The following is a 12,293-nucleotide window of genomic DNA, read 5'->3' on the forward strand; positions in this document are numbered from 1 at the left end:
GCGACCTGAACCAGGAAAAGGATTTCCCATGACTTCGCCTGCTACGGCTGACAGTGCCGCTACGTTTACCCAAACCATCAGCCAACAGTTTGCCGATCGCCCGACCTTCGAAACAATCGCGCAGCAGCAACTCGAAAAAGCGATCAGGGCACGCTTTCCCACACTGGCCTTTGACCTTCCCACCCTTCAGTTGGCAGTGCCAGATGAGGCCGGCAATGGCTGGGTTGCCCGACCGTTCACGGCCCTGGTGCTTGATTATCTGGCCTGCGGCACACCCGTTGACTTCAGTTCAAGCGGCTCGTATGGCTGTTACCTGAGCATCGACTTTCCTAAACGCCTGCGTGACGCCGGCGGCAGGGTCCCGGACACCAGGATGATCGAAGCACTGTTATTCGAACTGCCCTGGACCCTGCCGATCGCACTGGAGGATGCGCTGAGCCGCTACTGGAACGCCGAGATTGATGCCCAAGACCATGCCAATCGCTGGCAATGGCTAGGCGATACGCTCAAGCATATTCTGCATATCCGTGGGCTCCGGCAACCGGGTCTCTCCGAGCCGGAACGCGACGCCCTGGACCAGGTCGCTCGATGGCCGGACCGCGAATACCGCTTCAGCCACAACAAGTCCCCGGTCTACGCCTATAGCCTGGAAAGCACTATCACCCGGGAAGGCAACAGCACCGTCTTGCCCGCCTCGGCGATCCTGCTGGAGCACTACACGATTCATGGCCTCGCCATCGTGCTCTGCAGTCCCGGCAACGCTGTGCGGTCCTTCGCGTCGATGGATGAATTCCACGCGTACTGGACCCGACGCATCGCCGACCGCTATGTCGTCGATACCGTCAGGTGCCAGCGCTACGAAATCGGCGGTAATGCCTTCGACACCCAGGCCGGCATGCTATTGGAACAACAACTGACCGACCTGCGCTCGGTGAAGTTGCCCTCCAAGATCGGTTGGCCAGACCTGAAAAAACTGTATGCCGACCTGAGCGATCCCACCCGATACCTGACCGACATTCCACAACCCACGCCACAGGCCGCGCAGCAAATGGCTGCCTTGCTGCCCGAATGGTTAAAGACAGCGCCCCTCGGGGACCAGACAACATTCCAGCACTACAGCCTGGCGCTGGCCGGTGCCAAGCAACGCAGCGATGGGCTGACCTTCCTCAGCGACATCAAGGACATCCGGACGTTTGCCGTAGACGCCCTGTCCCGCCGCCTGCAGCAGGCCAACGACAGCAGCCGGGCGAAGGTCCCGGCCAGCCACTTTCACCCTGACGATGTGACGCTGACCTACACCGTCGCCGCCGGATACCCGGGCGCCGTCGGCATCAGCGAACCCAGGGACATGAGCCTGACCACCCTGGCGATCGATAACCTGGTCGCCCGGCCCAGCGGGCAGGTAAGGCTCAGCCACCGCCAAGGCCTGGCGCTGCCTGAATGGCTGACGAACGATTTCATCACGGGCAAGAACGGCCTGATCGAACAAGTCGACATCGGCACGACCTATCCTCGATACCTGCAACGAAAGCTGCTTGCTGATCTCGACCAAAGGGATGATCGCGAGCGACGGTTCGCCGAACAGATTCCACCCCAGATATTGCTCGAAGCCCTCAAGCAGCTGCATAACCAGGAAAACGGCATGACTCGCCAGGGGCTGGACCTTCTCGAGGCCCTGTTTGCGCCTTCCGTCGAAGAACGACAAGTCGATGGCCGCCCCGTCGTGATCCGCCACCTGGCCTTGCAGCGAAAGCCTCACGCGACGCCGGACACCGTGCTCAACATGTTCGTGATCGAGTCTCAGGATCCGACCCAGGGCCCGCATCTGCTGTATCGGCCACTCTACGAAACGTCCTTGCAGCAGTTTTCCTCTCGCCAGGCGCTGCTGGACGCCATCGCCACCGCCGGAGCGCTGCAGGACAGCGTGCTGACCTGGTTGCCCGACTCCGCTCGGCTGGTCTATGCCAACGGCGGGATCAAGGAACCGCATGTCCTGCAGTTCCATCAGGGCGATGAATTCGACATTCCCGATAAGCCCGCCCCGGCAACGCTTGCCCTCGACGAGGCCAGCAAGGAACTGCTGCAGTACCTGGGGAACGGTCGATTGATGCAGTACCTTTATGGCTGCAATGCCCACGCGCTGGTCACCCAAGCCGACCGGAGCTCGGTATCCAACAGCGAGAGCCGCTGGGCATTGCTGCTCAAGGGCGGCAACCTGCTGTTCAACACCCTGCTGTTCCCGCTGTTACGTGGCCCCGCCATGACCTGCGCCTGGCTGTTCAACTTGATGCTCAGTGCCCAGAACGACATCCCGGCACTGAGCAGCGACGACCCGGTGACCCGCGAACTCGCTGCTGTCGACCTGCTGCTGAACCTGGCCCTGCTGGCGACACAGATTCCTTCTTCGCGCGCGCCTGCCCGTGTGCCTGTGTCTGAAACAGCAATGGAGCAAGCGATGCGCCCTCCCGCGCCGCGCATCCTCGCGCAACAGTGGCCCGCCCCCACCGCGCCGACATTCAAGGAAAGCATCATCGCCTTGCCCGGCGAACTGTCCAAGGCGCCCGGCAAAGCCCTGGATTTCAGCTTCGCCAGCGCCCGCAATCGCCTGACACCCGAGCAACGAACCCAACTGCAAGGGATGCAGGTGAATCGGCCCGCCAAGCTACCCGAACCCATTACGTACGGACCGCTCAAGGGCTTGTACGTCATCGGTGCGAAATGGCACGCCATGGTTGAGCGAGCGCTATACCAGATCGACGTGGATGTGGACGACAACGTGAAGATCATCGACCCTCAGGACCCGAGCCGCGACGGCCCGATGCTGAAATCCGACGACCGCGGCAACTGGACCATGGACCTGAACCTGCGCCTTCGCGGGGGCATGCCGAAGAGCCGTATCCAAGAACTCAAGGACCGGAAGAAAAAGCTCAACAAGGACCTTGACGACTTCCTGGCCAGCCAGGCAAGCCGAGCCGATGGCATTAAAAAAGCCCACCAGAAGGTCCACGACGGTGTGCCCCGCCAAGATGGCAAGCCTCCCAAAGACGAGACGGGTAAGGTGATCACGCCCGAGCAGCATCTACTCGACCGTCAAGAACTCTATGAGCTGCTGGAAACGCAAATAGCCACTCACTTGGGAGTGCTCGCAAGCCAGGACGAGCGCAAGACCTTGCATGCGCAATTGGATCAACCTGTGGTGGTGATGATCACCAAGAGCATCATCCTGTATGCGGACGCAGCGTCTTCCCTGGTCAAGATGGACCAGGACGACCTCGTCAATGCTCATCCTGGGTTGGATGTATACCCGACCCCTGAACGCGTTCGAAGCAACGGTCCGGGCTTCTTAGACTTCCAGAAGAAAACGTTCTCGAACCGTGAGCGGGTGATTCACTGGCTGAACTTGAGAGATCAGCAGCTAGAGAACCTGCTGAACCTCGATGCAACCAGCGCTACCGATTTCGACCAATTGCTGCTGACTTTTGATAAGAAATACGATACAGCCCTAACGCTCCAGGATGCGCAATTGGCTACGCTGCCGATATTGTCGGTCAAGACTATCGATTCCGACCTGTTGCAAACGCTGACTCGCATCATCCTGTCGTTGTCCAGCCAGATCAGCTCCCATTCCAATATCAAGCACTACACCTTGCCACCGCCGGAGCACCTGGCGGTACTGGAGAGCCTGACCGAGCAGTACGCAAAGGCATTGGATGCCCTGGATGTCGTGAAGACCCTCTATGTCGAGGACGTCGACGAAACCTATTTCGACAAGATGGTTTCGCTGCTCAAGGGTCTGTACGACGATGTCTCCGGGAAACTGGCGGCAGAGGTCAAGCCGGAGCCAACCTCTCGAAAACGCCCGGCGAAACCGCCGCTTGATCGCAAGAGAAAGCGGCTGATCATGACCCGCAAATCCGGCGTTCTGATCGGCGATGTCAAACCGGCCGGTACAAACGTGGACGTTGCTGGCGGGTCAAGCTTGCCCATTGAAGTCGTTGAGATCCACTCCGAAATCAACGGGGAAGTCCTCGAGACCTACTCCCGCCACGACGACGTATGGGACGTCGTCGAGGTAGAGCGACCGGCACCCGTGCCAAGAACCCGAGCCATCAAGACGATCAAGGGAGATGCGCAAAAACTGCTCGAACAGTTGGATAACCGCCTGCGCCGGGCTGAGAGTTATAAAACACGCTGTCGTCACCCTCAGGAAATCGAAGAGATCCTGGACAACGAGGCGAGTCGCTACCGCACGCTCTCGGCGGAACTCGACAGGGCTTTCACGGTTTCAGGAACGTTACCCTCGCCGGCGGATCAGGCCTTGAGCCAGCAATTGTCCCGGGCCATTTCCAGCCTGACCACCAAGGGCGCCGCGCTGCGCACCGAATTGAGCCTGAAATTGCCGCCCACCGATGGCAACCTCCGATACCTGTTTGAAAAAAAGCTGATACACGTCGCGCGCCTTGGCGAGCGCAAGGCCTTGAAAGGAACCCGCAAGGATTTCCTCCAGGAGTACGCCATCAACGACGTTGACGGCTTTCCCCTCTGGTATGCGCATTTTCACTACGAAACGGCCGAGACGCCAAAAGCCGACTACAGCGTCGCGCATCTGAAAACCAAGGAGCAACGTCGGGAGCACTATCACTCAATGCTGGCCAAGGCTCAGAGCCCCTATGCCGTGGTGAATGTGCACCGTGGTCAGATTGGCAAATTCCTGGCGCGCGACAAGTTCTTACCGTTAGCGCCTTGATCAAGACGAGAAGCCGCCGTTCCGGGACGGCGGCTTTTGCCTTCAATCGCTCGCGCCATCAATGGGCGAACAACGAATTGCCCTTCTGCCCCGCCAGTTTCTCAGGCTTGATCAGGAACCGCGCCAACGCCGGCAGCAGCCACAGCGCCCCGAACATGTTCCACAGCAGCATGAATGTCAGCATCAAGCCCATGTCGGCCTGGAACTTGATGGCCGAGAAGATCCAGGTGCACACGCCGATCGCCAGGCAGAGGCCGGTAAACAACACCGCTTTGCCGGTGGACTTCAACGTCTGGTAATAGGCCTCCTGCAACGGCAAGCCGGCGCGCAGGAAACTCTCCAGGCGGCTGTAGATATAGATGCCGTAGTCCACGCCAATCCCCACGCCCAACGCCACCACCGGCAGAGTCGCGACCTTCACGCCGATGCCCATGAACGCCATCAAGGCGTTGCCCAGCACCGACGTCAGCACCAGCGGCAGGACGATGCACAGCGTCGCCGCCCAGGAACGGAAGGTGATCATGCACATGGTCGCCACGCAGATGTACACCAGGATCAGGATGATCAGTTCCGATTCCTTGATCACCTCGTTAGTGGCCGCCTCGATGCCCGCGTTACCTGCCGCCAGGATGAACTCCAGGCCCTCGCGGTTGTTGTCCTTGGCAAAGTCCTGCACCGCCTTCACCGCACGATCCAGGGTCTCGGCCTTGTGGTCGTTGAGGAACACCAGCACCGGTGCAAGTGAACAACTGTTGTTGTACAGGCCATCGGCCCGGGCAATGGAGCTGTTGAGCACATCAGGGTTGCGCGACAGCGTTTCCCATTTCAGGTTGCCCTCGTTCATGCCCTTGATCATTTGCTTGGACACGGTCACCAGGGAAATTGCCGACTGCACGCCCTCGGTGTTCTGCATCTTCCACATCAGCTCGTCGATCGGCGCCATGGCTTCATAGCGCGAACAACCTTCGGACTTGGTCTTGACCATCACCACCAGCACATCGGAACTGGTGGAGTAATTGCTGATGATGAAATTGTTGTCCTGGTTGTAGCGCGAATCCGGACGCAGCTCCGGCGCGCCCTGGTCCAGGTCGCCGATCTTCAGGTTCTGGCTGTACCAGAGGCCGCCGCCAAACGCGATCACGGCCAGGGCGATCGATACCGGCGCCACCTTGGCGCTGGCGAAGTTCGACAATGTGCGCCAGAACGGGTGTTCGCGGGTCGCGTCTTTTTTGCTGCGTTCCACGGCGCGTTTGCTGATGCCGACGTAGGAGATCGCCACCGGCAGCAGGATCAGGTTGGTGAATACGATGACCGCCACGCCGATGGAGGCACCGATGGCCAGTTCGCGAATCACGCCGATGTCGATGATCAACAGCGTGATAAAGCCGACGGCGTCCGCCAGGATGGCGATCATGCCCGGCAGGAACAACTGCCGGAAGGTGCGCCGCGCTGCGGTCAGGGCGTTGTCCGCTTCGCTGGATTGCAGGGCGATACCGTTGATTTTCTGCACGCCATGGGAAATACCGATGGCAAAGATCAAAAACGGCACGAGCATTGAGTAAGGGTCCAGGCCAAACCCCACCGCGTGCATCAGTCCCAGTTGCCAGACCACCGCCACCAGGGTGGTGCTCAGTACTGCAATGGTGCTGCGCATGCAGTTCGTGAACCAGTACAACAGGATCAGGGTAATGACGAAGGCCACGCCAAAGAACATCACCACCATGACCAGGCCATCGATCAAGTCGCCGACTTTCTTGGCGAAACCGACGATGTGGATCTGCACATTGGGGTTCTGGGCTTCGAACTTGTTGCGGATCTTGTCTTCAAGTTCATGGGAAAACTTGCGGTAGTCCAGGGCGAGCAATTTGCCCTGGTCCTGCGGGTCCGGGTAGGACTCCAGCAACGGAATATCGATGATGCTCGATTTGAAGTCGTTCGCCACCAGCCGCCCGACCTGACCGGACTTGAGCACGTTGTTGCGCAACAGGTCGAGGCTGTCGGCCGAGCCGTCGTAACTCTGGGGAATCACCTCACCACCGGCAAAGCCCTCTTCCGTCACTTCGGTCCAGCGCACACTCGGGCTCCACAGCGACTTGAGCCCGGAACGGTCGACACCGGAAATGTAAAACACTTCGTCGTGGATCTGGCGCAGGGTCTCCATGTATTCCTTGGAGAAAATGTCGCCATCGGTGGCCTCCACGGAAATCCGCACCGTGTTGCCCAGGTTCGCCAAGTCGTTGCGGTGCTCGAGCATCTTCTCGATGAAGGGGTGCTCGAGGGGGATCATCTTTTCAAAACTGGTGGACGGCCGGATCAGCGTGGCCTGCCAGAACAGGAAGATACTGACCAGCAGGCAAATGACTATCACTGCCGGGCGGTTGTTGAAAATCAGGCGCTCGAGGAACGTGGCCTTGTCTTGGTGATGACTGCTCATGGGGTCCGCCTTGTTGTTATTGTGCCCGTCTGACAGGTCCGGCTCATTTGCTCAGTTCGGCGCCGGTGGACGTGGTGGCGCGAACGCCGCCCTGTCCCGCCAGGATCAGGTTGCCGTTGCCTGCCGCCGTGACGGCCGCCACGGAGATGCGATCCGGGCGGTTGAACACGCTGAACGTCACGCCGTCGTCGGTGCTGCGGATCACGCTGCCACCGTTGCCGACAATCACGATGGCGCCGTCCGGCAACAGCGTCGCGCCCGACAAGCCGAACTCCAGCGCGCCACGGGCAGCGTTGAGTTCGACCTGCTCCCACGTCGTGCCAAAGTCGGCGGAACGATAAAGATTGCCACGAAGACCGTAGGCCAACAGCGTCGAAGACTGGGCGGTGCCGATGACGCCGAACAGCGAACCCTCGTACGGCCCCTGGAGTTTTTCCCAGGTCTGCCCCCAATCGGCGGAACGGAACATGCTGCCGGCCTCGCCCACGACGAACAGCCCGGCATCCTTCACGGCGGCGATGGCATTGAGGTGGTATTGATCTTCATTGTCGAGGCGGTCGCTGGCGTCTTCCCAGTGCTTGCCGCCATCGTTGGTTTCGTACAGCGCCCCGTAGGCGCCCACGGCGAAGCCATGGCTGGCGTCCTGGAACCAGATATCCAGCAACGGCGCTTCACGGGGCAGGTCTTCAAATTGCTTGGTCCAAGTGCTGCCGCCGTCCACGCTGGCGAGGATCTGCGCGTCGTGTCCCACGGCCCAGCCGTGCTTGTCGTCGACGAAAAAGACGGCGGTGAGCAATTGGCGTGTCGGTACCTTGGCCTGGGTCCAGGACGTGCCCTGGTCATCGGAATAGACGATATGCCCACGGTCACCGACCGCCACCAGGCGCTGGCCGGCATGCACCACATCGAGCATCAGGGTCTTGCTGGCCTTGGCCGACTCGACGGAATAGATGACATCGGACGTCGATGCGGCGACTGCCAGCACCGGCGCCGACAACACGACAGAGCCCAGCAGCGAGAGTGCCGAAGCCAGCAACGCAACTCGGCGCAGCATCGGCGGCCGGCAGCGGCCCGTTGCCATGACAGGCTCATTCATAGACCTTTCCCCCATTTATTATTGTTATGGCTTGGTACGTTGCCAGTCTTGGAGCATAGCCCTGAAACCTGCAATCTAGAGCTACTTCGCAAGCGAACCTATCCTATCGGGCTTTCGAAAGGTCTGACAATCGACGCCACGTTATCTTTTGTTAACCGGGGAGGATATCGGCCAAGGGTGAATCAGAAGACATTCGCGAGGGTGATGGATGCGGCGAGGGATAAATTCCCTCGCCGCAAAAGTTAGGCAGTGCCTGTTTATGCCAGGCTCTTGCTCACCACCTCGAACACATCGGCCGACAGCCCGCCGGACGCCAGGATGCGCTCCAGTTCGGCTTTCATCAGTGCCTGGCGGGCGCTGTCGTATTTGCGCCAGCGGGTCAGCGGGGCCAGTTGCCGCGAGGCGATCTGCGGGTTGAAACCGTTGAGCTGGATCACCAGGTCCGCCAGGAAGCGGTAGCCTGAACCATCGGCGGCGTGGAAGTTGATCAGGTTCTGTCCGGCGAAGGCGCCGATCAACGCCCGTACCTTGTTCGGGTTCTTGATGGTGAACGCTGGGTGCTCCATCAATGCCTTGACCCGCGCCAGGCCGCCCGGCAACGGGCTGCCTGCCTGGACGCTGAACCATTGGTCCATGACCAGCGGGTTGCCCTTGAAGTTTTCCGCGAACACTTCGAGAGCGTGGGCCTTCTCGGTTTCGAACGGCGAGTTGACCAGCACCGCCAGCGCTGTCAGGCGTTCGGTCATGTTGTCGGCGGTGTCGAATTGATCCAGGGTCGCACTCAGCACTTCAGGCTTGCCGGTAAGCATCAGGTACGACAACGCAATGTTTTGCAGCGCGCGGCGGGCGAAATGCTCCGCCTCGGCCACGTATGGCGTGCGCTTGGACAGGTCGCGGTTGGCTTCATAACGCAGCCACAGGGCTTCGAACAGGTTCTCGGCCAACTGCTGGCGGGCGAACTCACGGGCGGTATGGATCGCCTCGACGTCGGCCACTTCGCTGATTTCCGTCAGGTAGGCTTCGCTTGGCAGCGAGAGCATTTCGGCGACCATGGCCTGGTCCAGGGACTCATCCGAGAGCACGCTGCGCAGCGCACTGACCAGGCGCGGATCCAACGTCAGCGTCGCGCCCTGCTGATGCTGGGTGATCAATTCCTGCAACACCTGGACCGACAACTGCTGGCCGGCATCCCAGCGGTTGAAACCGTCGCTGTCATGCTGCATCAGGAACATCAGTTGGTCGCGGTCGTAGGGGAAGCTCAATTTCACCGGTGCCGAGAACCCGCGTAGCAAAGAAGGCAAGGGCTTTTCAGCGACATCGACGAACGTGAAAGTCTGTTCGGCTTCGGTCACCGAGATCACCCGGGTGGTGCCGCTGGCCGCCGATTCGCCGCTCAGGCGCAGGGGAATCTCGCCGCCCTGACTGTTCAACAGCCCCAGTTCCACGGGGATCACGAACGGCAGTTTTTCCGCCTTGTCCGGCGTCGGCGGGCAGCTTTGGCGGAACGACAAGCTGTAGGTCTTGGCCGCCGCATCGTAGGACTCACTGACCGCCAGCCGTGGCGTACCGGCCTGGCTGTACCAGCGCTTGAACTGGGCCAGGTCGACGCCGTTGGCATCTTCCATGGCCTTGATGAAATCGTCGCAGGTCACGGCCTGGCCGTCGTGGCGCTCGAAATACAGGTCGCTGCCCTTGCGGAAGCCTTCGGCACCCAACAGGGTGTGGATCATGCCAACCACTTCCGAGCCCTTTTCGTAAACGGTCAGGGTGTAGAAGTTGGAGATTTCGATGAAGCTGTCCGGGCGAACCGGGTGGGCCATCGGGCCGGCGTCTTCGGCAAACTGGTGGGTACGCAGGTACGCGACGTCCTGGATGCGCTTGACGGTGGCCGAGTTCATGTCGGCCGAGAACCCGGCGTCGCGGAACACCGTGAACCCTTCCTTGAGCGACAGTTGGAACCAGTCGCGGCAGGTCACGCGGTTGCCCGACCAGTTGTGGAAATATTCGTGGGCAACGATCGCCTCGACCCGCTGGTGCGCGGCGTCGGTGGCGGTTTCGGCGCGGGCCAGCACGGCGCTGGAGTTGAAGATGTTGAGGCCCTTGTTCTCCATGGCGCCCATATTGAAGTCGTTGACCGCGACAATCATGAAGATGTCGAGGTCGTATTCGCGGCCATACACTTCTTCGTCCCAGCGCATCGACTTCTTCAGGCTGGTCATGGCGTGCTGGCACTTGTCGATGTTTTCCGGCTCGACGTAGATGCGCAGCGCCACGGTGCGCTCGGTCATGGTGGTGAAAGTGTCTTCGACGCACCACAAGTCACCGGCCACCAGGGCAAACAGGTAGGCGGGTTTCTTGAACGGGTCTTCCCAGGTCGCCCAATGCCGCCCGTCTTCGCCAGGGCCGCTGGCAATCGGGTTGCCGTTGGACAACAGCACCGGATAGCTGTGCTGCTCGGCCACCACGGTGGTGGTGAACTCGCTCATCACGTCCGGGCGGTCGAGGTAATAAGTGATCTTGCGGAACCCTTCGGCCTCGCACTGGGTGCAGAACATGCTGCCGGATTTGTACAGGCCTTCCAGGGCGGTGTTGGTTTCCGGGTGGATACGCACCGTGGTATCGACCGTGAACGCCTGGGCCTTGGGTTGCAAGGTCAGGTGGCTGTCATCCAATTGATACTCGCCCTGCCCCAGGTCGGCGTCGTCAAGCTTGATCGACAACAACTCCAACAGCTGGCCATCGAGCACCAGCGGCGGCAACCCGGCGCCGCGCTCGGGGTTGCGGCGCATTACCAGTTGCGCATGGACCAGGCTGTGGTCCTCGAACAACTCGAAGGTCAGGTGCGTCTCGTCGATCAGGTACTCGGGGGCCTGATAGTCCTTCAGGTAGATCATCTTCGGTTGTTCGGTGCGCATGGGTCGAATCCTTCTACTGATGCACGGCGAGCTGGTAAGCCGTGTATTTACGAATATTGATCACGCCAGTGTCGAAAATCAGGTATTGGCCCTTGATTCCCAGCAGCGTGCCTTCGGCGATCGGGTTCTTGTCCAGGTTGAAACTGACGATCTTGGCCGGGTATTGCTCCACCGGATAACGGATCTCGATGGGTTCGACGTCCGCTATGGTCTGGATCGCTTGCAGGCCGAATCGTTCCTGAAGCCCCTGCAGGCCCTGGGCGCAGCTTTCGAAGAGCGAATCACGGATGGCGGGCAAGTCCACCGCCGCGGCTTCGCCTTTGAGCAACGCGCGCCAGTTGGTCTTGTCGGCCACCTGGCTGCGGAACAGGTCTTCGACGAAGCCCGATTGCTGGCGGGTCGCGACGCGCAGGATCGGCAGCGCCTGGCTGGCGCCCTGGTCCAGCCAACGGGTCGGCAGTTGCGTGGCACGGGTGATGCCGACTTTCACGCCGGAGGAATTGGCCAGGTAGACCACGTGATCGGTCATGCAGAACTGCTCGCCCCAGGCCGGATCACGGCAAGTGCCGGCGTCGAAATGGCAACGCTCGGGGCTCATGATGCACAGGTCGCACTGTGCCAGCTTGGTCATGCACGGGTAGCAATAGCCCTGGCTGAAGCTGGTCTTGGTCCGGCGCCCGCAATGGGTGCAGTGGATCGCCCCCAGGTATTGCAGGCGTATCGTGCTGCCAATCAACGGGTTGACCGGCACCTCGACGTCGCCCAGGCGAAAGGCGTATTGAACGGTCGGCCCGTCCAGGCGTGCCGACATCTTGCTGATTGCACCGCGGCCTATCTCGATCAATGGATGGCGTCCGACTTGAACAGGATATTCGGCACTTCGGTGGCTTTGGACTGGCACTCCTGCGGGCCCATGTAACCGGTGCGCTCTTCTTCGGGCAGGTTCTGGATTTCCCAGGCGATCATCGCCTGCAAGGACAGCTCGCGCTGCTCGGCGGTGAGTTTGTTGCCATCGGCCCATTTACCGATTTCCACAGCCAGCTTCAGGCTGCGGTAGATGTCGGGAGTGATGTTCTGGATCATTTCGTTGAAGGAAGACAT

The 12,293-nt window shown here is 60.5% G+C and carries 6 protein-coding genes; 1 reads left to right on the forward strand and 5 read right to left on the reverse strand.

What is annotated here, in order from left to right; genetic code table 11:
• The first annotated feature begins 28 nt into the window (after window positions 1–28).
• The gene (locus tag JZ00_RS11480; RefSeq protein WP_039589956.1) at window positions 29–4,747 is read left to right on the forward strand and encodes a dermonecrotic toxin domain-containing protein; all 4,719 of its coding nucleotides are present in this window, start codon (window positions 29–31) and stop codon (window positions 4,745–4,747) included.
• Between the two features lie 58 nt (window positions 4,748–4,805).
• Here the strand turns inward: JZ00_RS11480 and JZ00_RS11485 are convergent, their stop codons facing one another.
• The 5 genes from JZ00_RS11485 to JZ00_RS11505 form a co-directional block, all read right to left on the reverse strand.
• Window positions 4,806–7,181, reverse strand: coding sequence for an efflux RND transporter permease subunit (locus JZ00_RS11485; protein ID WP_039589954.1), 2,376 nt, complete (start codon window positions 7,179–7,181; stop codon window positions 4,806–4,808).
• A gap of 43 nt (window positions 7,182–7,224) precedes the next feature.
• A complete protein-coding gene (locus JZ00_RS11490) occupies window positions 7,225–8,277 on the reverse strand; it encodes a WD40/YVTN/BNR-like repeat-containing protein (RefSeq protein WP_039589952.1) in 1,053 nt (350 codons plus the stop codon).
• A gap of 257 nt (window positions 8,278–8,534) precedes the next feature.
• On the reverse strand, window positions 8,535–11,192 hold the full coding sequence (pepN, locus tag JZ00_RS11495) for an aminopeptidase N (RefSeq protein ID WP_039589950.1): 2,658 nt from the start codon (window positions 11,190–11,192) through the stop codon (window positions 8,535–8,537).
• 13 nt (window positions 11,193–11,205) lie between these two features.
• Window positions 11,206–12,036 (reverse strand): DUF2797 domain-containing protein, encoded by an 831-nt coding sequence (locus JZ00_RS11500; RefSeq protein ID WP_039589948.1) that lies wholly within the window; start codon window positions 12,034–12,036, stop codon window positions 11,206–11,208.
• Window positions 12,033–12,293 (reverse strand): YeaC family protein, encoded by a 261-nt coding sequence (locus JZ00_RS11505; protein ID WP_030142618.1) that lies wholly within the window; start codon window positions 12,291–12,293, stop codon window positions 12,033–12,035. Before JZ00_RS11505 ends, JZ00_RS11500 begins: the two co-directional genes overlap by 4 nt.

Source organism: Pseudomonas frederiksbergensis (assembly GCF_000802155.2).
In the GTDB taxonomy this organism is placed as follows: Bacteria; Pseudomonadota; Gammaproteobacteria; order Pseudomonadales; family Pseudomonadaceae; genus Aquipseudomonas; species Aquipseudomonas frederiksbergensis_A.